The organism is Mycobacterium gastri (assembly GCF_002102175.1).
In the GTDB taxonomy this organism is placed as follows: Bacteria; Actinomycetota; Actinomycetes; order Mycobacteriales; family Mycobacteriaceae; genus Mycobacterium; species Mycobacterium gastri.
On sequence record NZ_LQOX01000109.1, the window covers coordinates 39,356 to 61,617 of the forward strand.

The window sequence follows — 22,262 nt, forward strand, 5'->3', positions numbered from 1 at the left end:
AGTCCGTTTTGTCAGAGGCGCTGTGTACCTTCCGGTTATGAGTTCCAGGCAGAATTCCAGGTCCGGGCATGGTGGCGGATTCGGTGCGTTGGCGGGGTTGCTGGCGTTGGCGTTCATCGTCACGTTCATCTGGTGGATTCTGGGTGCCATTGCCCTCGTCGGCCTTTTCTTCCTCGTGCGGGCCGTCGTGCTGCAGTTCCGCAAACAAGCCGACGCCAATGCCCGCCGTCACGCTGCCATCGCCGCTCGTGCCGATCAGCAGCACCACTGGGTGTTGCACGGCGACGATCGCGGCATCTATGGGACCGAAGGCGCCGAAATCATGCATCAACTGCGGCGCATCGACAGTGCCCGATGACGGCTCGCTGTCAACGGGGGTATGCTCGCCCGATTCGCAGTCGCGCCGTTGCGTTCCAGAATGAAAAGATATTTCCTGACGGAGATTGAAAGTCGGATATCTATCTCGAGCGGGTGCCCGAACGGTCCCGGCTTATGCCGCAATTCCCGTTGCTGTCAGCGCAAATGTCGCGCCTTAGCATAGGTGGTCAAACATCAGGCAACCGACGTTGGATCCGCCGAAAGTTTTCTTGGCACGCGGTACCACGGTTTGCGGGTGAGGCTGCATGATGAGCCCATGGTGAAAGCGATAATTTTCGACGTGCAAGGGACGGCGACGGATTTTCATTCGACCGTCTGTGATGAGGCGCAGCGGATCAGCGCCGGCCGACACCCGGGTGTGGATTGGCCTGAGGTAGTCACGCGCTGGCGTGCCGCCTACTTCACCACGTTGAAGGCCGCTCCCAGCGAGCACGGCAAGTGGATATCGGTGCACTCGGTGTATCGGCGCTCTCTCGACACGGTCCTCGACGAATCCGGAATCACCGATTTCTCCGCCGCCGAGCGTGACGAACTCACCCTGGCCTGGCAGCGCCTGAGGCCGTGGCCGGACACGGTGGCCGGACTGACCCGGCTGAAACGGGACTACACGCTAGCCACTCTGTCGAACGCCGACGTCAGTGCGGTGATCAACATCTCCAAACGGGCGGGTTTGCCATGGGATGCGATCTTCGCCGCGGAGATGGTGGGGGCGTTCAAACCCGATCCGGCCGTCTATCACATGGCCGCGACCTACCTCGGACTCGAACCTGCCGAGATCATGATGGTGGCAAGCCACAAGTACGACATCCGTGCCGCGGCCGAACTCGGGTTCCGCACCGCCTTTGTCGCCCGCCCGCTGGAATTCGGTCCCGGCGGTGACGCCGATGTGGCTTACGAAGACGGGTTCGACATCAACGCCGCCGATTTCCTCGACCTTGCCGACCAGCTCGGCTGCTGAACGTCCTTTCGCCGAAAGAAGCAATTTGGCAACGGTATTGGGCCCGTCCACTGTCGCACACCCGACTCGGCGACCAGCCGTAATTGATTGAGCAAACGAAAGGCCAACTTGGGCGGCAGCACACCGAATGGCGACCTGCCGTGGTCGCTGTCGCATCCCTCGCGATGTAGGAGGCGGATCCGGATACTGACCGAACGACTGCGCCGCGATGCCTTTACAGCAGTTGGGCAAACGCGGTCACGACCATGAGCACCAGCACCGCCGTCCCGACGATGTAGACCTGGCGGCGGGCAGTGATTCGGGTCTGCCTCGGACGGCCCAGCGTTCGCTGCCGCTGCCAGGCGATCGCGTAGCCGCACGAGGCCGCAAGGGCGGCCAGGCCGGCCGGGATCAACCCCGCCGCTCCGTAGTGGCCGTGCAGATTCTTGAGCGTCAGCAACACCCCGTTGACCAGCAACGCGAACGACGTCCGGGTCCAGGCCAGCGTTGTCCGTTCCGCCTGCAGCCCGCGATCCGATGTCCCGCTCGCCGCTGGCGGCCGGCTCAACCCCGGACCGCCTTGACGATCACCAAACCGAGCGCGACGATCCCGACCAGGGCCAGACCCACGGCAAGGTATGCGGGCGTGGGGTGACGGGGCAACGGCAGGCCACGGCGCATGGCACGGTCGGCCTGCCGCCAGCGCAGCAGGCCCATGCCGCTGGTGAGGATTGCCAGTGCCGCGAGCGCCACACCCAGCATCCGGCGGGCGCCGGGGATCGCCAGCTCCGGGACGAGTTGCACCAGCGCGACCGCCGCGGCGAGCAGTCCCAGGGCGGTGCGCTGCCAAGCCAGGAACGTCCGCTCGTTGGCCAGGGTGAACCGGTAGTCGGGTTCGGTTTCGGCTGGGCTGTCCGCGCCTTGCGTGCCGGCGGGCGTGAGGTGATCGGCCACGGGGCAACTCCCAGAGAAAGTCGGGGGACAGGCGCTCGACGTCGACCGAGTGTAGCCAGGGCCGGGCCGTGACGCGGTGAAATGCTCTGCTGAGAAACGACTGCGATCCGGTGGTCGCCCGGTCCGATCGCCGGTGCGCCTGCGCCGAAATATCTTCGGCCCGCATTTAGTTGCCCTAAGCACCTGACCAGCGGTTTCGGCTTCGTGTCGGTTTGCCGAACTGGGCACCCATCGCCTGGCCCGCCGCTACTCTGTCAATGTTCCGGAGCTGCTTGGCCTGTAATAGGCCGGTATCGGAGGGCTGCCAGCATGCGGCAGCCGAGACACCACGGCGCGGGCGGACGGCGGTCTATGCGCGGGTATCCTCAGCGGACCAGAAATCCGATCTGGATCGACAGGTGGCGCGCGTGACCGCGTGGGCCACCACCCAGCAGATACCGGTCGACATGGTCGTCACCGATGTCGGCTCCGCGCTGAACGGGCACCGCCGAGAGTTTTTCGCACTGCTGGGTGATCTGGCGGTGACGCGGATCGTGGTGGAGCACCGGGATCGGTTCTGCCGGTTCGGCTCTGCGTATGTTGAAGCCGCACTTGCTGCCCAGGGTCGTGTGCTGGTGGTGGTTGACTCGGCCGAGGTCGACGGTGACGTCGTGCGCGATATGACCGATCCTGACGTCGATGTGGGCGCGGCTCTACGGCAAACGCGCGCTGCACAGCACCGCGAATTGACGTAACGTAAATAACGACTCTGAATTCAGGTCTTCGCCGGACCTGAATTCAGCTACGATGAAGTTATGCGCGTCATACCGGTGACTCAAGTCAAGGCCAAAATCAACGAGTACGTCGACGCGGTTCGTGACACCCGCGATCAGATCACGATTACCAAGAACGGGGCCCCGGCCGCGGTGCTGATCGGTGTCGACGAGTGGGAATCCATTCAGGCGACCTTGCACTGGCTGTCGCAGCCGGGCGTGGCCGAGTCGGTGCAACAGTCCGAGGCGGACATCGCCGCCGGCCGGACTTACGGCGAAGATGAGATCCGAGCCGAGTATCAGGTGCCTCGGCGGCCGCACTGAGGTGGCCAACTCCGATGACATCTACACGACCCGATTCACGGCCACAGGCAAGCGTGACCTCGACAAGTTACCGCCGCGGATCCGCGCGGCGGTCATCGAATTCGCGTTTGGCGACCTGGCGCGCGAACCGCGCCGCGTCGGCAAGCCGCTCGGGCGCGACCTGGCTGGCCATCACAGTGCCCGACGTGGCCCCTACCGACTTCTCTACCGCATCGATGACGAGGTCCAGACGATCTGGGTCCATCGCGTCGACCATCGCTCCGATGTTTATCGGCACCCGTGAAGGGCTCTAGGACGTCAACTGATCAAATCGTCACGGTGACTGCGCCACATCCGGAGCAACAACAATCTTCGTCTGGCACCACATCGGCAACCTACCGGCACGCAAAATCGCACGTGTGCTTCACCCAGGTGGACGTTTCCTCATCGCCGGCAGCTTCTCGGAGCGGCTTCACCCGCGCGGCCTATTACGACTATCTGCCAACCAGCCGCCAGATCGAGAGGCAGCTCTGTCCTGCGCTCTCGTGGACCCAGCGGGTGCACTGCGCACAACATCCGTGTCCTCGACCGGATCGCGTCGGGAGCGCGTCAGTGACGCGCGGATCCGGTCAGCAGCTGACCGTTCGGCGCTTGCAGTAGGCAGATGACGGTGCTCGGGGTGGGATTGGCCCCGGTTCTGTCTTGGTTGGAGTCGATTAGGTATGTCACGGAATATGCGCCGCTGTCTACCGATTGCCCGGTGTAAGAACCGATCCCGGCCGCGCACTCTCGATTCGTGACAGTGCTGATCGCGTTGTCGACCGCCACCGGTGCGCGCAGATACACCTCGGCCAAATGCGGTGTCCCACAGTCGACTACGGTGACGGTGATCCGGCTGAGGTCGGCCGGTGGCAGGTCGGCCACGCATTCGCCGACCTGCAGGGTAATCCATTTCTCGGTGCGTGGGCCTGCCGGGGTGGGTGGTGTGCTGGTGCGCCCGGCCGCCGTTGCCGGCTTACTGCCGGCCGGGCTGGTACCGGCCTGGACGCTGTTGGTGGCACAGCCCGCCAACAGTGCGGCCGCCAACAGTGCGGCCGCCGACAAGCCGCGCACCAGGCGACGGATTTTTTGCCTCATCGCAGCGGGATTCTCAGCATCGGGACCTCGGTGCGAAAGCGTACTCGCCTAAGTCGCGGCTTCGGCGAAGGTAACGGGTGTGGTGTTGGTCAATGCGGGGAGCGTCCCAGTCGTGGCGGACCTCGTCGTGGAAGTGGTCGAGGACCAGCTGCTGCCGGGCAGCCAGCACGTCGGCGGCGGGGAGTGCGTGAATGGGCATGCTTGAGAGTAAAACGCGGGAGCCGGCGCGATCGAGTGATTGCATCCGCCGCCGCAGCGGGTCGCCCACCCTCCGAGAGGTTTTCCGGGCACAATGATCGCCGTGCGGCTGCCTTCGCCACCGGCTCTCGTGGACGTGCTGAACGTCGTGCGGCCGTCGGCCAGATTGCGCGGACAGGCCGAAGCGCTCGCAAGCTACCTCGGCGAGGGGGACAGCGTCCTCGACGTCGGGTGCGGAACCGGCCATCTGTCGGCGTATCTGCAGCAGATGTACGGGGTGGACGCCAGCGGCGTGGATGTGGCGGACTTCCGCCGGGCCCCGGTGCCGTTCCGGCTGTTCGATGGCACCTCGATTCCGTCGCCGGGCAATGCATTTGACCACGTTGTACTCAGCGAGGTGCTGCATCACAGCCATGATCCGGCGGCCTTGGTGAAAGAGTGTCATCGAGTCGCACGTCGTAGCGTCATGGTGTTCGAGGACATGCCGGACGGCCGACTCGGCAAGCTGATCCTTCGCGCCCACGTGGAGGTGTTCGCGCGGTACTACCGCTACCCATTCCCGCCGGCTGACATCGCCGCTTATCGGTTAGCACTGAACTGGTTGGGCCAGAACGCATCTCGCGTGACGCGATTCCTGCAGCCGCCCGAATGGCTGAGCATATACCCGCGGGTGCTGTTCGTGTATTCGCTCAAGCCACCGTCAGCGTCTCGGTGGACATGACTTCGCTGGCGGCCCGCTCACCGGAGCGAATCGCGCCGTCGATCCAGCCGCACATGGTGGCCGATGTCTCGGTGCCCGCCCAGTGAATGCGGCCGCACGGCCTGCGCAGCGCATGCCCGAACTGGGTGAGCACACCCGGGGGTGCGTGGCTTATCATCCCACCCCCGGAATAACGCTCACGGCTCCAGTTCTGCTCGACGTAGTCCACCGGCCTGCCGGCCTTGGCGCCGAACCGGTCCACCAGGGCGTCGAGCACCGCCTGGCGGCGGCCGGCCTCGTCAAGACGCTCGTATTGCCGCGCGGTCGGGCCCTCGATGACCACAACCAGCACGCCGGGGGTGCCGGTGTCGGGGCAGCCGTCGATGGTGACCGTCGCCAGCGATCCCGGCGCGGCACTTTGGCCGGAGAGGCCGCCGACGCGCCAGAACGGCTCGTCGTAGACGATCGAGATCTTGACGATCGCACCGCTGGGCATCCGCTGATGCAGAAACGACCGATCAGTGGGAAGCATTGGCTCATAGACGATTTGGCTGGCGATGGCCAGCGGCACCGCGACGATGGCCCGACCGGCCCGCACCGTTAGACCGTCCGCTTGCACGGTGACGCCGTCGGAGTCCTGGCTGATGGACCGCACCGGCCGGGACAACGTGATCGCGTCATCCAGCTCGGCGGCCATCGGCCGGTAGATGGCACCCATACCTCCCGCCGGCCGGGAGTCTTGCGAGCCGCCCTCGCCACCCAGTACGAAACCGGGCCCACCACCCGATGCCATCTGAAAGAGAACGAACAGCATGGACACCTCGGAAGCGTCCGAGGTGTAGGTGCCGGCGATGGCGGTTTCCAGCAGGTCGTGGGCCGCCTTGGACATGACGTAATTGCGCAGCCACTGGGCCAGCGTCATGCGATCCCACTTGGCGGCCTTCTTGGCTTCCCATGGCGACTCGAGCGGGATCGTCTTGCACATCTGGCCGATTTCGAACATGGCGGCGCCCAGATTCAACGATGCCCACGGGCTCATAGTCCACGGGACCGTGCCCTGATAGCGGTGCTGTTTGCCGTCGACCACCATCATGGCTTCGCCGCCGGTGTACTGCTTGAAGGCCGAGACCCCGAATTCGTGCATCAGCGCATAGATTCGGTCTTGAGTCGGCCCGATCCAGGCGCCGCCCTTGTCGATCCAGGATCCGTCGTCACGCTCGACGGTGAAGGTCCGGCCGCCAACCCGGTCCCGCGCCTCCAGCAATGTGACGGAACGTCCGGCCTGTTTGAGCCGAAGCGCAGCCGTCAGACCGGCGAATCCGGCACCCACCACGCAGACATCGACGTCGGCCATCTCAATGACCCCAGGCCACCGGCAGGCGTTTGATGCCGTGAATGAACTGCGACAGCAACCGGGCCGGCTCCTCGGTCACGACGACGTCGGGCATCTGCCGGCGCAACTCGTCGAACACCACCCGGATCTCGCGGCGAGCCAGGTTGGCGCCCAGGCAGAAATGCGCGCCGCCACCGCCGAAGCCCAAGTGCGGGTTGGGGTCGCGCGACACGTCGAACCGCCACGGATCGGCAAACTTCGACTCATCCCGGTTGGCCGAGCAATACCACAGCGAGACCTTGTCGCCGGCGGCCATCGTGACGCCTCTGAGTTCGACGTCTTCGCTCAGGGTGCGGCGCATGTAGACCACCGGAGAGGCCCAGCGCACAATCTCCTCGACCGCGGTATGCGCCAGCCCGTCGTAGTTCGACCACCATCGTTGTCGTTCCTCCGGATAGCGCGACAGCGCGAGCACGCCGTGGCTGATCGCGTTGCGGGTGGTCTCGTTGCCGGCCACCACCAGCAGGATGAAAAACATCGCGATCTCCGACGACGACAGCCGCTCGCCGTCGACCTCGGCTTCGACCAGGCTCGTGGTCAGATCGTTGTGGTGGTTGACGCGGCGGTCATCGGCCAGCGCGCTGGCATAGGCGCCGATGTCCATCGAAACGTGAAGAAACTCTTCGAAATCCGTGGTCAGATCCGGGTCGCCGAACCCGAGAATCACATTGGTCCAATGGAATATCCGATGGTGGTCCTCTTCGGGAATCCCCATCATGTCGCAGATGATCTGCAACGGCAGCGGCCCGGCCAGCTCGCTGACCAGGTCCGCTTGGCCGTCGGGATGGTTGGTGATCATCGCCGCGACCAGCCGCCGCGCACGGTCGCGTACCGACGCCTCGATGCGGGCCACCACCTTGGGCGTGAACGCCCTGCTGACGATGGAGCGCAGCCGCTGGTGCCGGGGATCGTCGAGCACGATCATCGAGCCGAAGTACTCCGCCAATTCCGGCGTCTGGTCGTTGATCGTGATGTTGGGCGAGGAATGGAAGACCTCCGGATGGCGGCTGGCGAAGAAGACGTCGTCGTGGCGGGTCAGTGCCCAATGTCCGGCGCCACCGGTGAATCCCGGCAATTCGAGCGCCGGCCAGAACGAGACCGGGGCTTCCCGCCGCAAGGTGGCGAAGGCGCCGTCGCGAAAGTCGTCGTCGCGGCCCCAGAATTCCAGCGAACCCAGGTCGATCTCGGACAGCGGAACCTCCGGCGGCGGCGTCCCGTTGGCCCGGGGCAGCAGGCCCGCATTGCGGTCAGTCTTGAGGTCCACCGTGCTCCTCCTGTGTCCCGCTTCGTCCTTGAAGGGTGACATTGGCGAGCTTAAACCGCCAGCGGTCGAGTTAGTGGACCCGGCAATGTCAATGCGTGCAGACCGTGTGTCCCGGGGCGCCCGTCGCCGTCTGCTGCGTCACCACGTTGCCGTCGAGCAGAATTCTGCAGGTGACGCTTCCCGGGCCCTGTGCACTGAGCACGAACACCTGAGCGCCGAAGGCGGTGAACTGGGTCGACCATGGCAGGCCCACATTGACCGCACGCTTCTGACCGGTGTCGGTTTGGTACGAGATGTACTCGGCGACACCGCTGCCGCTCACCTCGTAGCGGACCTGCGGTAGCTGAGGAAGTGGATCGGCGTTCGCCAGACCACACGTGGCCGTGAAGCCGATGCCGAGAGCGCACACCGCCGCGGGTCCGCTCAGGCGTTTGAGGTGACGTAGCTTGGCTGCCGATCGACTGGTCATGGTTGTCCATCGTGTCATCACTTAAGGCGGCAGGTAAGGGGTTTCGGCCGGCCTTGGCGCCGCCGCCGCCGCACCGCGCGGTAACCCGATGGTGAACATGCTGAGCAGCGCAACCAACTGGATTGCGACCACCACCACGACCACCGTGCCGGTTGAGATCTCGTACAGCCAGCCGACGAGGGCGCCGCCGGCCGCGCTTGCCGCGCCCAGTCCGGCCGCGAACACGCCGTAAGCGCTGGCTCGCCGCGGGGCGGTGACCAGGTCGGCGACCACGGCCCGCAACGTGGATTCCTGGATCCCCACGGCCGCACCCCACAACAGCGCGCCCACCACCACCATCGTGGCGTTGCCGCTGAAGGCGAACAATACCACCATGCTCGACAGAAGCGGCAGTGCCGCAAGGCTTTTCCCGCCGAACCGGTCGTAGCTGTAGCCGGAAGCCAGTGCGGCCAGCGCATCAGCGGCCATCGCGGCGGCATAGACCACCGGCACCGCGGCAGCGCTCAGCAAACCGTGGGTGACCATGTGAAACGACAACAACCCGAACGTGGTGAAACCGGACATGGTGATCGCGGTGAATCCGCAGTACAGCCAGAACCGCGGCGGCAACTCCCAGAACCGTTGTGCTGCAACACCATCGGTTGACACAGCGGAAGCCGCTGGGTCTTCATAGGAGTCAGGATGCGGCACCCGGATTCGCAGCCACAGCAGCAGCGCCAGCGCCGCCGCACCGGGCAGCGCGAGCACGCCAAGCGCGGGGGCGTAGTCGTTGCCGGTGACGGCAAGCACCCCGGCCACGGTCAGCGGACCGATCACCGCCCCCACCTGGTCGAGGGCCTCGTGCACGGCAAAGCCGCGGCCCCGGCCGGTGACACTGGCGGCGTGCGACAGCAACGTGTCCTTGGCGGGACTGCGCACCGCCTTGCCGACCCGCTCGGCGATCACCAAGCTGCAGGCCACCCACAACGCGCTCGCGACTCCCAGTAGCGGAACCGTGATCAGCGTCAGCGCGTAGCCCGCGACCGTCCACGCCCAGAACCGTCGGGTTCGATCTGCCAGCGGACCCGACACCAACCGCAGCGCCAACGCGGCGGCCTCGCCGATGCCGGTCACCACGCCGACCACCAGTCCGGTCGCACCCAGGGACGCCAGCAGCGGACCGGTGATCGACCGCGCGCCCTCGTAGACGAAGTCGGCGAGCAGGCTGACCACGCCGAACACCGCCACGAAGCGCCACGCACTCAACGCTGACCGGCTTCGCACCGCTCCGATGCTAGAGGTGACGTCAACGCCCCCTAGGGTGAAGCCGGGAGGTGGCTGTTGATGTCGCAACGGGACGTTAAGCGAATAGTCGTCTGGGGCACCGGCTTCGTCGGCAAGATGGTGATCGCCGAAATCGTCAAGCATCCGCTGTTCGAGCTGGTCGGGGTCGGCGTCAGCAACCCCGGCAAGGTCGGGCGCGACGTCGGCGACATCTGCGGGCTGCCCGGGCCGGTCGGCATCGTCGCCACCGACGACGTCGAGGCCCTGATCGCTCTCAAGCCTGACGCGTTGGTGCACTATGGACCGACGGCGATGCAGGCCAACGCCAACATCGCGCTGATCACCCGGTTTCTGCGGGCCGGCATCGACGTGTGCTCGACCGCGATGACGCCGTGGATTTGGCCGACGATGCACCTGAACCCGCCGCAATGGATCGCGCCCATCACCGAGGCGTGCGAGCTGGGGGAGTCGTCCTGTTTCACCACCGGCATCGACCCGGGATTCGCCAACGACCTGTTTCCCATGACTCTGATGGGGCTGTGTTCCGAGGTGCGGCGAGTGCGCGCTTCCGAGCTGCTGGACTACACCAACTACGAAGGCGACTACGAGAAAGAAATGGGCATCGGGCGTGAGCCCGAATTCAGCCCGATCCTGGAAAACCGCGACGTGTTGATTTTCGCGTGGGGCGCCACCGTCCCGATGATCGCCCACGCCGCCGGGATCATGCTCGACGAGATCACCACCACCTGGGACAAGTGGGTGACGCCGACCGAGCGTTACTCGGTGAAGGGCGCCATCTTGCCGGGCCAGGTCGCCGCCGTCCGCTTCACCATCAACGGCATCTACCGGGGCGAGACGCGCATTCAACTCGAGCACGTCAACCGCATCGGCCGCGACGCCGCGCCCGACTGGCCCTCCGGTCACGACGACGACGTCTACCGGGTGGACATCGACGGAACCCCCAGCATCTTCCAGGAAACCGCGTTCCGGTTCGCCGACGGCTCGGGCCGGGATGCGGCCACCGCCGGGTGCCTGGCGACCGGGATGCGGGCGCTCAACGCCGTCCCGGCCGTCAACGACCTGTCTCCGGGCTGGGTCACCGCGCTGGACCTGCCACTGATTCCCGGCGCGGGCACCATCCGCTGAGCTATGTCGTTATACAGCTCGCGCATAGCCGGCGCAAAGAACGGCTATAGGTGTAGACGGCACAATTTCGGGTAGGCGGGCGCGGGGGCGCCCAGCCGGACGGGGACAAACCATGGCAGAAGGACCACGGCCCGCACTGGGGCTGTCGATCGGTGCCACCGATCTGGCGGCGGTGACCGCCGACCACGCGATTACCCGCAAACCGGTGCTGACCTTGTATCGGCAGCGCCCGCCCGAGGTCGGACTGCCGTCGGAAAACCCGAGACTGGATCAGCCCGGCCTGGTCATGAGCGACTTCGTGGACCGGGTGGGGGACCCGGTCGGCATCGTCGCGGCCGACGGCTCGATGCACCGCAGCGAGGCTCTGGTGGTCGACAGTCTGCGTGCGCTGGCCTACACCGCCACCGGTGGGCGGGCCCTGCCCGACCATGTCGCGCTGACCTATCCCGCCCACTGGGGGACGGCCGCGGTCGACGCGCTGGGTGCCGCGCTGAGCCGGGTGCCGGAATGGTCGCACGAAACCCAGCCACTGCTGATCCCCGACGCGGCGGCCGCGCTGTTCGCGATGCGGGCCAACCCCGGCATACCGGCCCGCGGCATCGTCGCGGTCTGCGACTTCGGCGGCAGCGGGACCAGCATCACGCTGGTCGATGCGGCCGGCGATTATCAGCCGGTCGCCGCGACGGTGCGGCATCGAGACTTCTCCGGTGATCTGATCGATCGGGCGCTACTGACATACGTGATGTCGGAAATGCCGGCCACCGGTTCGTTCGACCCGTCCGGGACGGCGGCCATCGGCTCGTTGAACCGGCTGCGGATCGAATGCCGCAACGCCAAGGAGCGGCTCTCCCACAGCACGGTGACCACCTTGGCCGACGAGTTGCCGGGGATGCATGGCGAAATCCGGCTCACCCGAAACGAGCTCGACGAGACGATCCGCGAGGCGTTGGACGGTGTCGCTCTCGTTGTGGAGCAAACGTTGGTGCGCAACGGAATTCATCCGGCGGACCTGGTCGCGATCGTTTCCGTCGGGGGTGGGGCCAACATCGCGTCGGTCACCACGACGCTGTCGGGTCGATTCGGAGTACCGGTGGTCACGGCGCCGCGCCCGCAGCTGACAGCCGCTATCGGTGCGGCGTTGCGGGCGGCCCGAGGGCCGGCCGATACCAGTGCGACGGTGTTGACCTCGGCCCCGGCGGTCGCCGCGACGGCACTGGCGCCGCTGGCCCCCCCGGCACCGGGTGGCGCGGATGCGCCCGCGTCGGCATTGCAGCCCGCGCTGGCCTGGTCGGAGGCCGACGATGATTCCCGCGTCATGCCCGTGCCCGGTGACGCCTATGCGGATGCCGGCGGTTCCGGCTACACCTCTGCCCGCCCGCAGTTGGCGTTCGATCATGACACGCCCGCGGAGTCGAAGCCTGAGCCGCCGGTCATCCCGTGGTATCGCCTGCCGGCGGTGATCATCGTCAGCACGGTCGTCGCGGTGCTGCTGGTCGGCACCGCGGTGGCGATCGCGCTGGGCTCCAATGACAAGCCCGCGACACGGTCGCCAGGGGTGAGCCCGGCCCCGACTACTTCCGCACCTGCCCCGCCGCCGCCAACCGGGGGGAGCCCGGAGCCGGCGCTGCCAACGCAACCGCAAGGTACCCACGAGCCGGCGCCGCAAGCGCCGCCACCGCCGCCGCCGTCGACGGCGCCCCCGCCTACCACCAAAACAACACCACCGCCTCCGACGACGACCCCACCGCCGGCAAGCACGACGCCTCCGACGACGGCGCCTCCTACGACCACCCAGCCGCCCGCGACCACCCAGCCGCCGGCCACCACGCAGGCACCGCCTACCCAGCAAGCGCCGGCGGTGCCGCAGATACCCCCGATTCCGGCGATCCCGCAGATTCCCGGCATCGGTTTCCCGCAGATACCCCAGGTTCCCGGGCTCTAGACCCGGTCATCCCGCGCCAAGCGCCTCAGCCCGCCGTTGTCTCATCCCGGGCTGACTTGAGAACTTCTTCGTTGTAGGCCTTGTCCTTGTCCAGGTTCTCTGCGACCTTCTTGGCTTCGTCGTTTCTTTGTTGTCTGCCTTGGCTTTTGCCGCCGGCGCATCCGTGTCGTCGGCGTATCGCGGATGCCCGTTTTCGTCGAGCCAGTCGCCGACCGCCGTGCCGGTAATGATCCTGCCGGAGCCGGGCAACACCAACGTCGGCCGGTCCTCATAGGCCGTCATCATTTCGGCCGCGGTTTCTTTGGCTTCGTCGCTGGGTTCCGGTACCTCGGAAGTATTCGGTTCCTGCCGTCGCTGCTGCTGCCGGCCTATTGCCCGTGGTCGCTGCGGCCGCGGCCTGCTCGTCGTGCGCAGTCATGCCCGTGCCCCTTTGCCGTTGCAGTTTGTGACCGACCCCTCAATTCCGGTTACCCAATGCAGCGCTGGATCGAAACGCCTGCCGGTACACACGTCGTCGTCCCCGCGACACTGCAGCCACACGCACGACACGCCGATGGCCGTGGCAGTGGCTGCAGTCTCGATGAACAACCGAGACCGGTTCCGGCCTGTCAGGCCGGCGTCGGATAGCTGACCCCCGTGAGACGCTCGGAAACCTCCCAGAGACGTCGGCAGTCAGCATCGTTGCGGGCCCGGGCGGGCACCTTGGCCTCCGTGACGCCGCCGCCGGCTGCCTCGTAAAAGCCCCGGGGGCCGTAGAACACCCCGCCCTCAGCCTGCGGGGTGGCGGCCGCATACAGCGCGGGCAGTATCCCCTCGTCGATCTCCTGCCAAAAGAACGGAGTCCAACGCCACGACGCCTGGTACAGCCGCTGCATCAGCGCCGGCTTCTCCCGGCCATGCGAAGGTCCGCTGATCTGCAGGTTGGTCTTGGTCAACCCGGGGTGCGCGGCATTGGACATGATGCCCCAGCCGGCCTCGCGGCTTCGGCGGTCCAGCTCTCGCGCGAACATCAGCACCGCCAACTTCGACTGTCCGTAGGCCGTCATGGGGGCGTAGGACTTTTCGAACTGCAAGTCGTCGAAGTGGACACGGCCGCGCCGTGCCGCCAAGCTGCTCAGCGAGACCACCCGCGCGGCCGTCGCCGCGCGCAGCAGCGGCAGCACCTGGGCGGTCAGCGCGAAGTGACCGAGATGGTTGCTGCCGAACTGCAATTCGAAGCCGTCGGCGGTGGTGTCGCGTTCGGGTGGGGTCATGACGCCGGCGTTGTTGATCAGAATGTCGATCGGGCGGCCTTCGGAGTTCAATTGCTCACCCAACTCGGCGACGGAGGACAACGACGACAGGTCGAGTGCCCTGATGGTCAGCTTGGCGTCGGGAACCGCGGTGCGGATCTGCTCGATCGCAGCCTCGCCCTTGGCGCGGTTGCGGATTGCCATCACCACCTCGGCGCCGGACGCCGAGAGCCGTCGGGCCAGCCCGAACCCGAGCCCGCTGTTGGCGCCGGTGACGACGGCGAGCTTCCCGGACAGATCGGGCACCGTGGCGATCAGATCGTTAGCCATGCGTTTCACTCCTTTCCGGTGGCGCCTGTCTAGTGTCCTCTTTCCCTCGCCGTCGCAGAATCCGACCGGCATGCTGAACACCATGGCCCTCCATTTGGGAACGTGCCGGCGGCGCGTCCCCGGATGGGCGGCGGCGTTGGTCTTGGGCGCGCTACCGGCGCTGGCTTTCCCGGCGCCATCGTGGTGGTGGCTGGCGTGGTTCGCGGTGGTGCCGCTGCTGCTGGCGGTGCGGGCCGCGGCCACATCGTGGGACGGCGCCGTGCGGGCCTGCTGGGGTGTCGGCGGGTTTGTGCTGACCACTCAATACTGGCTGGCGACCAGCACCGGACCGCTGTTGGTGGTGTACGCCATGGGCCTGGGTGCCCTGTGGCTGCCGTGGGGATGGATCGCCCACCGGCTGCTGTCGGCGCCGATGACCGCCGGCCGCATGGCTGCGGCGGTGGTGGTGCTGCCCAGCGCGTGGGTGGCGGCCGAAGCGGTGCGGGCGTGGCCCCCGTTGGGCGGTCCGTGGGCGCTCTTGGGCGCGTCGCAGTGGAATCAGCCCGTCACCCTGGCCTCGGCATCGCTGGGCGGAGTGTGGCTGACGAGCTTCCTGATGGTCGCTGCCAATGCCGCCATCGCCGTCGCGATCGTGTACCACGGCCCGATGGGGCTGGTCGCGCTGGGGTGTGCGGTGGCATGCGCGGGACTCGGACCGGCGTGGTATCTGCTGGGCCCGGCGCCCGCCTCCGGTCCGACGGTGCGAGTCGCGCTGGTACAGCCCGGCGACATCGACGATGCGACCGCCCGTGCGGCGGCCAGTGAGGCGATCACGGCCACCCTCGTAGGCCAGCGGGTGGACTTGGTGGTCTGGGGCGAAAGCAGCGTGGGGCAGGATCTCACCGGACATCCCGAGGTGCTGGCCCGGCTGGCGGAGTTGTCGCGGCGGGTGGGCGCCGAGCTGCTGGTCAACGTCGATGCGGCAGCGCCGGGCGGGGGCATCTACAAGTCGTCGGTACTCGTGGGTGCGGGCGGAGTGCTCGGCATCTACCACAAGACCCGTCTGGTGCCGTTCGGCGAATATGTGCCGCTGCGGCCGCTGGTCGGCTGGGTCACCCGCCACAGCAAGGCCGCCGCCGAAGACCGGAAGCGGGGACCGGGGCCGGTGGTGCTGTCTGCCGGTGGTCTCGATATCGGGCCGTTGATCAGCTATGAGGCGACGTTTTCCGATCTGGCGCGGCGCGAAGCACTGCTGGGGGCCGAGCTGTTGGCGTATCAGAGTTCCACCTCGACGTTTCAAGGCAGTTGGGCGCAGCCGCAATTGGCCACGCAGCCCGCGGTACGTGCGGTCGAGGCGGGCCGCCCGGCGGTGCACGCCGGGTTGTCCGGCGACAGTTCGGCTTTCGACGTCCGGGGGCACCGGCTGGCGTGGTGCCCGTCGGATTTCCGGGGGGCCGTAGTGGTCAGCGTTCCGTTGGGCTCAAGCACCACGGTGTACCAACGGCTGGGGGATTGGGTGCCGGTGACCGCGTTTGTGGTGCTTACCGGTGTTGTGGTCGTCGCGATGCTTCGTGCCCGTCGGCGTGCCAAACTGCGTGGATGAACAGCAGACGGGCCGCCAAGATTTCGCTGACCCTGGCCATCGCGATGTTGGTGGTGTCGGTGGCCGGCTTCATCACCACGTTGGTGCTCAACGCATTCTTTCTGGACAAGTACAACGCTTACGGCGAAGTGCCCGTCCCCGGATCGGGCAGCGTCCACCTGCCGGCCGGGGAGGTCAACGTCAGCCTGCACACCGTGGTCATCGGCGGCACCAACGGCACCGGCCTGCCCGTGCCGCCGCTGGGCATCTCGATCGACCCGCCCGAGGGCGTGCCACAACCGCGGGTCACCGAAAGTATCGGCAGCACAACCACGGTCAACAACGACGCGCATGTGCGGGTGTGGATTGTCCAGGTTCCGGTCGAAGGCACCTACCGCGTGACGACCGAGGGCCAGGTCGGCGGATACATCAACCCGCGACTGGCTTTCGGTCACCAGAGCTCCTACGGCTATCTGGTATGGGTATTCGTCGCCGTCTTCGTCGTCGGCCTGGGGGATCTGGCCTTGTCGGTGATATGGCTGAGTCGCAGCCGGCCTACCGTGGTATCGCCGACTTGGTCGGCGCCTGTCGAACCCAGCGAGCCCAGCGCCGAAGGAGTTAAGCTTGAGCGGCTCAAAACCATTGCGGCTCTGCGTGATTCAGGGGCACTGACCGAAAGCGAGTTCCAGGCCGAGAAGCGCCGGATTCTTCAGGGGCACTGACCGGCCCTTCAGCGACCGCGGGCAACCCATTGCTCGTAGTGGACGATCTCGTCGCCGATCGTGGTGCTGTCGCCGTGACCGGTATACACGACGGTGTCGCCGGGTAACGCCCCGAGCCGTTGCGAGATCGACCGCAGAATCGTGGGGAAGTCGGAAAACGAGCGTCCGGTTGCCCCGGGTCCGCCGGCGAAGAGGGTGTCACCGCTGAATACGACACCCAGCTCCGGCGCATACCAGCACACCGATCCCGGTGAATGGCCCGGGGTATGTAGCGCACGCAACTCCGTCCCGGCCACACGCAGCGCCTCTTCGTCGTCGACCGCGCGAAAGTCTTTGTCCGGGTGCGTCATTTGCCACAGCACGTCGTCGCCGGGGTGCAGTAGCACCGGCGCGTCCAGCGTCTGGCCGAGTTGGGGAGCCACCGTCACGTGGTCGTTGTGGCCATGCGTGCACACCACCGCCACCACATTGCGGCCCCGGACCGCCTCGATGATCGGAGCCGCGTCATGGGCGGCGTCGAAAACCACGACCTCGGAGTCGTCGCCGACCAGCCAGATGTTGTTGTCGACTTCCCAACTGCCGCCGTCGAGTTCGAAAGTCCCATGGGTGACGACGCGCTCGATCACAGCATCACCACCGAGCGCAGCACCTTGCCGTCGTGCATCTTGTGGAATGCCTCCTCGACGTCGCCGAGCCCGATTCGTTCGGAGACGAACTTGTCCAGTGGAAGCCGGCCCTGCAGGTAGAGGTCGACCAGGGTGGGGAAGTCGCGTTCGGGTAGGCAGTCGCCGTACCACGAGGACTTCAACGCTCCGCCGTGGGAGAAGAAGTCCAGCAGCGGCATCTCCAGCCGCATTTCGGGCGTGGGCACGCCCACCAGTACGAGGGTTCCGGCCAGGTCGCGCCCATAGAACGCCTGTTTCCAGGTTTCGGGCCGGCCGACGGCGTCGATCACCACGTTGGCGCCGAAGCCGTCGGTGAGGTCCTGGATGGTTGCGACGACGTCGGTTTCGCGGGCGTTGACGGTGTGGGTGGCGCCGAATTCGCGGGCCCACGCCAGCTTGGTGTCGTCGGTGTCGACGGCGATGATCTGCTTGGCTCCGACCAGCGCGGCGCCGGCGATCGCGGCGTCACCCACCCCGCCGCAGCCGATCACCGCCACGGTGTCATCGCGGGTAACCCCGCCGGTGTTGATCGCGGCACCGATGCCGGCCATCACTCCGCAGCCCAGCAGACCGGCCACGGCGGGATCGGCTGCCGGATCGACTTTGGTGCATTGACCGGAGTGCACCAGCGTCTTGTCGGCGAACGCGCCGATGCCCAGCGCGGGGGTCAGTTCGGTGCCGTCGGTCAGCGTCATCTTCTGTTCGGCATTGAAGGTGTCGAAGCAGTAGTGGGGTCGACCGCGTTTACACGCCCGGCACTGACCACACACGGCGCGCCAGTTCAGGATCACGAAATCGCCTGGCTCGACCGTGGTCACCCCAGGGCCGACCGCTTCCACGGTGCCCGCGGCCTCGTGGCCCAGCAGGAACGGGTATTCGTCGTTGATGCCGCCCTCGCGGTAGGTCAGATCGGTGTGGCACACCCCGCAGGCGCTGATGTCGACGACGACCTCGCCGGGCCCGGGCTCTGGGACGATGATGTCCACCAATTCAACGGGCTCACCCTTTTTTCGTGAAATCACGCCGCGCACTGTCTGATTCATGGCCCCAACCTATAGCGTGCCGGACAAATTCAGGACGGGTGTTCGGCACCGGTGTTGTCCAGGGCCGGCGTCGAGAACTGAAAGACCACATTGCGTCCCCGGCGTCGGCGGCATCAGCGGGCTGCTGGTGGGGCTGGACGGATTTCGAGGCTCCGGCACCCATCACGCCGTTGCACGCCGTGCAACAACAAGTAATGAATGCGATCAACCTGCCCTTCGAGTTGGCGACAAGGCGCCCGCTGATCGGCAACGGCACCCCCGGTCTGCCCGGCTCCGGCGGGACCGGTGGGATCGGCGGTGCGGGTGCGGTGGTGATCGGCAACGGCGGCAACGGCGCCAATGGCGGCAACGGAACCACCGCGGGCGGCGCCGGCACCGGCGGCACCGGCGCACGATTGTCCAGAACCGTCTTCGCCTTGGACCAGAGCTCCAACCAGCCCCGTGTAGCGTCGCTGATCATGACGGCAACCGAAACCGGCCCCGAAACCAGTGAGGAATTCGGCAACAGAATCGTGGCGGCTATCGACAGCGCGGGTCTGGCGATCCTGCTCAGTGTCGGCCATCAGACCAGGTTGCTGGACACGATGGCAGAGCTGCCGCCGTCGACCAGCGCCCAGATCGCCGAGGCGGCGGGGCTGCATGAGCGCTACGTCCGGGAATGGCTGGGTGGCGCGACCGCCGCGCAGGTCGTCGACTACGACCCCGGGAACGCGACGTATGCGCTGCCCGCGCATAGGGCGGCAGCCCTTACCCGAGCCGCCGGGCCCAACAACCTGGCCCGTGTCACGCAGTTCATCGCGTTGCTCGGTGAAGTCGAGCAAAAGGTCATTGACTGCTTCCGGGTGGGCGGGGGCGTGCCCTACAGCGATTATCCGCGCTTCCACACGCTGATGGCCGAGATGAGCGGTGAGGTGTTCGACGCCACCCTCGTCGACGTGGTCTTGCCATTGGTCGAGGGCCTGCCGGAGCGTCTGCGGGCCGGCGTCGAGGTGGCCGATTTCGGTTGCGGCAGCGGGCATGCGGTGAACCTGATGGCACAGGCGTTCCCGCAAAGCCGGTTCACCGGCATCGACTTCTCGGAGGCGGCGGTGGCGACGGGCGCCGCGGAGGCGGCTGCGCTTGGCCTGAAAAACGCCGCATTCGAGCGACATGACTTGGCGCAGCTCGACAAGGTCCCCGAAAAAATTGCCGCGTACGACGTGATCACCGCCTTCGACACCATCCACGACCAAGCGCAGCCAGCGCGGGTGCTGCAGAACATCTATCGAGCCCTGAGACCCGGTGGTGTGCTGCTGATGGTCGACATCAAAGCGTCGAGCCGACTCGAGGACAACATCGGTGTCCCGCTGAGCACCTACCTGTACACCACGTCGATGATGCATTGCATGACGGTGTCGTTGGCGCTGGACGGCGTGGGGTTGGGGACCGTGTGGGGCCGCCAGGTGGCCACCTCGATGCTCGCCGACGCCGGCTTCAGTGACGTGTACGTGTCCGAGATCGAATCAGATCCGTTGAACAACTACTACATCGCCAGGAAGTGAAGCGCCGGACTCGATGGCCGCTTTGGATGTTCTTGACGACTGGCCGGTGCCCGCTGCCGCCGCGGCGGTAATCGGACCCGACGGTGTGCTGGCCACCCATGGCGATACCACGCAGGTGTTCACGCTCGCGTCGGTCACCAAGCCGTTGGTGGCCCGCGCCGCGCAGATCGCCGTCGAGGAAGGCGTCGTCGACCTCGACACCCCGGCGGGGCCACCCGGGTCCACGATCCGTCATCTGCTGGCGCACGCATCCGGGCTGGCGATGCACTCGGCGAAGGAGCTGGCACGGCCCGGCGCCCGCCGGATGTATTCCAACTACGGCTTCACTGTGCTTGCCGAAGCAGTGCAGCGGGAATCGGGAATCGAATTCGGCAGCTATCTGACCCAGGCGGTGTTCGAGCCATTGGGCATGGCGACCACCCGGCTGCATGGCGGTGCGGCCGCAGCCGGGTTCGGCGCCACCTCGACGGTCACCGACTTGGCATTGTTCGCCGGTGATCTGTTGCGCCCGTCGACGGTCTCCCGGCAGATGCACGACGTGGCGACCACCGTGCAGTTCCCGCGCCTGGACGGGGTGTTGCCCGGATACGGTGTCCAGCGCCCCAATGACTGGGGGCTGGGGTTTGAGATCAGGGATGCCAAGTCGCCGCACTGGACGGGTACCCGCAATTCGCCGCGAACGTACGGCCATTTCGGTCAGGCAGGCGGGTTCATCTGGGCCGATCCCGACGCGGACTTGGCGCTGGTGGTCCTCACGGATCGTGATTTCGGCGAGTGGGCCCGAGGGCCCTGGCCGGCGATTTCGGACTCGGTTTTGGCCGAGCACAGCTAATCCGGACTGCACACTAGCGCAACACCGGTCCCACAAGGCACAATAGACACGCAAGACAACAATAATTTCAGGGTAGGCATCTCGCTCGCTCGGGTTCGCCAGGTCGTTGGGGAAGACGTCCCTCGCGGAACCGAAGGAGCAGAGATGCGTGCGTCGAATCAGTTCGCCGACGTGACGACCGGCGTGGTGTACATCCACGCTTCGCCCGCGGCGGTATGCCCGCATGTCGAGTGGGCGTTGTCGTCGACCCTGCAGGCCAAGGCGAATCTGGTCTGGACGCCGCAGCCGGCGATGCCCGGGCAATTGCGTGCGGTCACCAACTGGGTGGGGCCGGTGGGCACCGGCGCCCGGCTGGCCAATGCGTTGCGTTCGTGGTCGGTGCTGCGGTTCGAGGTCACCGAGGATCCCAGCCCAGGAGTCGACGGGCAGCGGTTCAGCCACACCCCGCAGCTGGGTTTGTGGAGCGGTGCGATGAGCGCCAACGGCGACATCATGGTGGGGGAGATGCGGCTGCGGACGTTGATGGCGCAGGGCGCTGACACCCTTGCCGCCGAGCTGGATTCGGTGCTGGGAACTGCGTGGGACGAGGCGCTCGAGGTGTACCGAGACGGTGGCGACGCGGGTGAGGTCGCGTGGTTGAGCCGCGGAGTCGGTTAGCTAACCCCGGCGCGACTCCTTCGGGTCGCAGTATTAACTGAGTTTTTCCGGGACGATGCGTCCCCGGGGCGAGCCTGGCGAGGATGGGTTCTGCGGTCGCGGTCCCAACGTGTGGTCGTGGGCATCGTTGTGTGAGTCGACGCATCCCTGGATCGAGGCGATCAGGTCGGGAACCAGAGAATGAAATGCATACCGACACAACGACTTATCGGTCAGCTCGGGTAACCAGCGGTCCGCCTGGAACTTGACAAGCCACTGTTGGACATCGGGTGCTTGTGGGTGGAGGAGTGTCCAGGATCCAGCGATGCAGCGGACGGCATTGTTGGTGCCGATCTCCTGGATGGCGGGATCGAGGGCTTGCGGCCTCGCCCTCACGGGCCTGCCCTCGCGGTCGACGTCGGCTTGGCCGGAGCCGAAGTCGGGGGTAAGGGTGCCTGGTGTGCGCCGGAGCAAAAGACACCTGGTCATCGGCGCCCACGGACAAGTCGGAGATCAACACCGGGCGACCGGGAAATTTCAGGCTGGGCAACCGGTCCGTAAATGGAATAGGAAATAAGACTGTTATATGCCATCGCAAGCTGAGACGCTATCCAACACCCAAACCGACCGTACAGTTATTTCAAGCCAAGCGCTAATCAAAAACCATTATTAATCAATAACATAGAGTTATTGACCTTCATCGATTCCGGCCCGCGATGCTGGTGCGTAGACGGCGCCGATGGCCTGATGTGTCGCGTTCACCGGTCCGCTTCAAGTTGACACCGCCGGCCCACCGTGCCGTAAACTGCCGCAAGTATGTTGCGACTTGTCCGAACTAGCGAGTCAATGCCGAATCTTTATCAG

General features: G+C 66.3%; 22 protein-coding genes and 2 pseudogenes. 13 read left to right on the forward strand and 11 right to left on the reverse strand.

What is annotated here, in order from left to right; all coding sequences use genetic code 11:
* Positions 1-37 precede the first annotated feature (37 nt).
* Entirely contained in the window at positions 38-358 is a 321-nt protein-coding gene (locus AWC07_RS13425; protein WP_051508073.1) for a hypothetical protein, read from the forward strand.
* Between the two features lie 276 nt (positions 359-634).
* Positions 635-1,336, forward strand: a complete 702-nt coding sequence (locus AWC07_RS13430) for a haloacid dehalogenase type II (protein WP_036415248.1) — start codon at positions 635-637, stop codon at positions 1,334-1,336.
* 214 nt (positions 1,337-1,550) lie between these two features.
* On the opposite strand, the gene AWC07_RS13435 is transcribed toward AWC07_RS13430, so the two are convergent.
* Positions 1,551-1,883 (reverse strand): DUF202 domain-containing protein, encoded by a 333-nt coding sequence (locus tag AWC07_RS13435; RefSeq protein ID WP_036416548.1) that lies wholly within the window; start codon positions 1,881-1,883, stop codon positions 1,551-1,553.
* Positions 1,880-2,269: a YidH family protein gene (locus AWC07_RS13440; protein ID WP_036416545.1), complete on the reverse strand. Its 390-nt coding sequence runs from the start codon at positions 2,267-2,269 to the stop codon at positions 1,880-1,882. Before AWC07_RS13440 ends, AWC07_RS13435 begins: the two co-directional genes overlap by 4 nt.
* Positions 2,270-2,601: 332 nt before the next feature.
* Between AWC07_RS13440 and AWC07_RS13445 the strand changes: the two are divergent.
* The 3 genes and pseudogenes from AWC07_RS13445 to AWC07_RS13455 all read left to right on the forward strand — a co-directional run.
* A pseudogene (locus AWC07_RS13445) lies at positions 2,602-2,998 on the forward strand (IS607 family transposase); the annotation flags it as partial.
* A gap of 65 nt (positions 2,999-3,063) precedes the next feature.
* On the forward strand, positions 3,064-3,345 hold the full coding sequence (locus AWC07_RS13450) for a type II toxin-antitoxin system Phd/YefM family antitoxin (protein ID WP_036416543.1): 282 nt from the start codon (positions 3,064-3,066) through the stop codon (positions 3,343-3,345).
* Positions 3,302-3,628 (forward strand): type II toxin-antitoxin system RelE family toxin, encoded by a 327-nt coding sequence (locus AWC07_RS13455; protein WP_084293646.1) that lies wholly within the window; start codon positions 3,302-3,304, stop codon positions 3,626-3,628. Before AWC07_RS13450 ends, AWC07_RS13455 begins: the two co-directional genes overlap by 44 nt.
* Before the next feature lie 305 nt (positions 3,629-3,933).
* Here the strand turns inward: AWC07_RS13455 and AWC07_RS13460 are convergent, their stop codons facing one another.
* On the reverse strand, positions 3,934-4,461 hold the full coding sequence (locus tag AWC07_RS13460) for a hypothetical protein (protein WP_036416540.1): 528 nt from the start codon (positions 4,459-4,461) through the stop codon (positions 3,934-3,936).
* A gap of 70 nt (positions 4,462-4,531) precedes the next feature.
* Positions 4,532-4,660 (reverse strand): annotated as a pseudogene (locus tag AWC07_RS13465) (ester cyclase); the annotation flags it as partial.
* Positions 4,661-4,762: 102 nt separating this feature from the next.
* On the opposite strand from AWC07_RS13465, the gene AWC07_RS13470 reads away from it, so the two are divergent.
* Positions 4,763-5,380 (forward strand): class I SAM-dependent methyltransferase, encoded by a 618-nt coding sequence (locus AWC07_RS13470; protein WP_244187583.1) that lies wholly within the window; start codon positions 4,763-4,765, stop codon positions 5,378-5,380.
* Here AWC07_RS13470 and AWC07_RS13475 read toward each other — a convergent pair.
* The 4 genes from AWC07_RS13475 to AWC07_RS13490 all read right to left on the reverse strand — a co-directional run bounded on the left by AWC07_RS13475 (position 5,349) and on the right by AWC07_RS13490 (position 9,757).
* Entirely contained in the window at positions 5,349-6,713 is a 1,365-nt protein-coding gene (locus AWC07_RS13475; protein WP_036416534.1) for a flavin monoamine oxidase family protein, read from the reverse strand. The two genes, AWC07_RS13470 and AWC07_RS13475, sit on opposite strands and share 32 nt — an antisense overlap.
* Position 6,714: 1 nt before the next feature.
* A complete protein-coding gene (locus AWC07_RS13480) occupies positions 6,715-8,016 on the reverse strand; it encodes a cytochrome P450 (RefSeq protein WP_036416532.1) in 1,302 nt (433 codons plus the stop codon).
* 88 nt (positions 8,017-8,104) lie between these two features.
* Positions 8,105-8,485 carry an MmpS family transport accessory protein gene (locus tag AWC07_RS13485; protein WP_036416531.1) on the reverse strand — a complete coding sequence of 127 codons (381 nt, stop codon included), beginning with the start codon at positions 8,483-8,485 and terminating at the stop codon, positions 8,105-8,107.
* 21 nt (positions 8,486-8,506) lie between these two features.
* Positions 8,507-9,757 carry an MFS transporter gene (locus tag AWC07_RS13490; protein WP_051508139.1) on the reverse strand — a complete coding sequence of 417 codons (1,251 nt, stop codon included), beginning with the start codon at positions 9,755-9,757 and terminating at the stop codon, positions 8,507-8,509.
* A 51-nt stretch (positions 9,758-9,808) separates the two neighbouring features.
* Between AWC07_RS13490 and AWC07_RS13495 the strand changes: the two genes are divergently transcribed.
* Positions 9,809-10,894: an NAD(P)H-dependent amine dehydrogenase family protein gene (locus AWC07_RS13495; RefSeq protein ID WP_036416529.1), complete on the forward strand. Its 1,086-nt coding sequence runs from the start codon at positions 9,809-9,811 to the stop codon at positions 10,892-10,894.
* 112 nt (positions 10,895-11,006) lie between these two features.
* Positions 11,007-12,836 carry an Hsp70 family protein gene (locus AWC07_RS13500; RefSeq protein WP_036416528.1) on the forward strand — a complete coding sequence of 610 codons (1,830 nt, stop codon included), beginning with the start codon at positions 11,007-11,009 and terminating at the stop codon, positions 12,834-12,836.
* Positions 12,837-13,444: 608 nt separating this feature from the next.
* Here the strand turns inward: AWC07_RS13500 and AWC07_RS13510 are convergent.
* A complete protein-coding gene (locus AWC07_RS13510) occupies positions 13,445-14,398 on the reverse strand; it encodes an SDR family oxidoreductase (protein WP_036416527.1) in 954 nt (317 codons plus the stop codon).
* Positions 14,399-14,480: 82 nt separating this feature from the next.
* On the opposite strand from AWC07_RS13510, the gene lnt reads away from it, so the two are divergent.
* Positions 14,481-15,980: an apolipoprotein N-acyltransferase gene (gene lnt / locus AWC07_RS13515; RefSeq protein WP_085105104.1), complete on the forward strand. Its 1,500-nt coding sequence runs from the start codon at positions 14,481-14,483 to the stop codon at positions 15,978-15,980.
* The gene (locus AWC07_RS13520) at positions 15,977-16,681 is read left to right on the forward strand and encodes an SHOCT domain-containing protein (protein WP_036412546.1); all 705 of its coding nucleotides are present in this window, start codon (positions 15,977-15,979) and stop codon (positions 16,679-16,681) included. Before lnt ends, AWC07_RS13520 begins: the two co-directional genes overlap by 4 nt.
* 8 nt (positions 16,682-16,689) lie before the next feature.
* Here AWC07_RS13520 and AWC07_RS13525 read toward each other — a convergent pair whose 3' ends face one another.
* Together AWC07_RS13525 and AWC07_RS13530 are read right to left on the reverse strand one after the other, a co-directional pair.
* Entirely contained in the window at positions 16,690-17,355 is a 666-nt protein-coding gene (locus AWC07_RS13525; RefSeq protein WP_425271246.1) for an MBL fold metallo-hydrolase, read from the reverse strand.
* Positions 17,304-18,389 (reverse strand): S-(hydroxymethyl)mycothiol dehydrogenase, encoded by a 1,086-nt coding sequence (locus AWC07_RS13530; protein ID WP_036412543.1) that lies wholly within the window; start codon positions 18,387-18,389, stop codon positions 17,304-17,306. The genes AWC07_RS13525 and AWC07_RS13530 overlap by 52 nt, the downstream gene beginning before the upstream one ends.
* Before the next feature lie 458 nt (positions 18,390-18,847).
* Between AWC07_RS13530 and AWC07_RS13535 the strand changes: the two genes are divergently transcribed.
* The 3 genes from AWC07_RS13535 to AWC07_RS13545 all read left to right on the forward strand — a co-directional run bounded on the left by AWC07_RS13535 (position 18,848) and on the right by AWC07_RS13545 (position 21,419).
* Positions 18,848-19,930: a class I SAM-dependent methyltransferase gene (locus AWC07_RS13535; RefSeq protein ID WP_036412547.1), complete on the forward strand. Its 1,083-nt coding sequence runs from the start codon at positions 18,848-18,850 to the stop codon at positions 19,928-19,930.
* Positions 19,931-19,943: 13 nt separating this feature from the next.
* On the forward strand, positions 19,944-20,762 hold the full coding sequence (locus AWC07_RS13540; protein WP_036412542.1) for a serine hydrolase domain-containing protein: 819 nt from the start codon (positions 19,944-19,946) through the stop codon (positions 20,760-20,762).
* A 144-nt stretch (positions 20,763-20,906) separates the two neighbouring features.
* Complete coding sequence (locus AWC07_RS13545; RefSeq protein ID WP_036412540.1) at positions 20,907-21,419, forward strand: DUF3145 domain-containing protein; 513 nt, start codon at positions 20,907-20,909, stop codon at positions 21,417-21,419.
* Positions 21,420-22,262 lie beyond the last annotated feature (843 nt).

What these genes read in the sequence shown, in the direction of transcription:
- AWC07_RS13540 (WP_036412542.1), top strand. Translation starts at nt 19,944, where the DNA reads ATGGCCGCTTTGGATGTTCTTGACGACTGGCCGGTGCCCGCTGCCGCC.
- AWC07_RS13495 (WP_036416529.1), top strand. Translation starts at nt 9,809, where the DNA reads ATGTCGCAACGGGACGTTAAGCGAATAGTCGTCTGGGGCACCGGCTTC.
- AWC07_RS13430 (WP_036415248.1), top strand. Translation starts at nt 635, where the DNA reads ATGGTGAAAGCGATAATTTTCGACGTGCAAGGGACGGCGACGGATTTT.
- AWC07_RS13460 (WP_036416540.1), bottom strand. Translation starts at nt 4,461, where the DNA reads ATGAGGCAAAAAATCCGTCGCCTGGTGCGCGGCTTGTCGGCGGCCGCA.
- AWC07_RS13535 (WP_036412547.1), top strand. Translation starts at nt 18,848, where the DNA reads ATGACGGCAACCGAAACCGGCCCCGAAACCAGTGAGGAATTCGGCAAC.
- AWC07_RS13500 (WP_036416528.1), top strand. Translation starts at nt 11,007, where the DNA reads ATGGCAGAAGGACCACGGCCCGCACTGGGGCTGTCGATCGGTGCCACC.
- lnt (WP_085105104.1), top strand. Translation starts at nt 14,481, where the DNA reads ATGGCCCTCCATTTGGGAACGTGCCGGCGGCGCGTCCCCGGATGGGCG.
- AWC07_RS13450 (WP_036416543.1), top strand. Translation starts at nt 3,064, where the DNA reads ATGCGCGTCATACCGGTGACTCAAGTCAAGGCCAAAATCAACGAGTAC.
- AWC07_RS13475 (WP_036416534.1), bottom strand. Translation starts at nt 6,713, where the DNA reads ATGGCCGACGTCGATGTCTGCGTGGTGGGTGCCGGATTCGCCGGTCTG.
- AWC07_RS13530 (WP_036412543.1), bottom strand. Translation starts at nt 18,389, where the DNA reads ATGAATCAGACAGTGCGCGGCGTGATTTCACGAAAAAAGGGTGAGCCC.
- AWC07_RS13520 (WP_036412546.1), top strand. Translation starts at nt 15,977, where the DNA reads ATGAACAGCAGACGGGCCGCCAAGATTTCGCTGACCCTGGCCATCGCG.
- AWC07_RS13425 (WP_051508073.1), top strand. Translation starts at nt 38, where the DNA reads ATGAGTTCCAGGCAGAATTCCAGGTCCGGGCATGGTGGCGGATTCGGT.
- AWC07_RS13510 (WP_036416527.1), bottom strand. Translation starts at nt 14,398, where the DNA reads ATGGCTAACGATCTGATCGCCACGGTGCCCGATCTGTCCGGGAAGCTC.
- AWC07_RS13545 (WP_036412540.1), top strand. Translation starts at nt 20,907, where the DNA reads ATGCGTGCGTCGAATCAGTTCGCCGACGTGACGACCGGCGTGGTGTAC.
- AWC07_RS13485 (WP_036416531.1), bottom strand. Translation starts at nt 8,485, where the DNA reads ATGACCAGTCGATCGGCAGCCAAGCTACGTCACCTCAAACGCCTGAGC.
- AWC07_RS13455 (WP_084293646.1), top strand. Translation starts at nt 3,302, where the DNA reads ATGAGATCCGAGCCGAGTATCAGGTGCCTCGGCGGCCGCACTGAGGTG.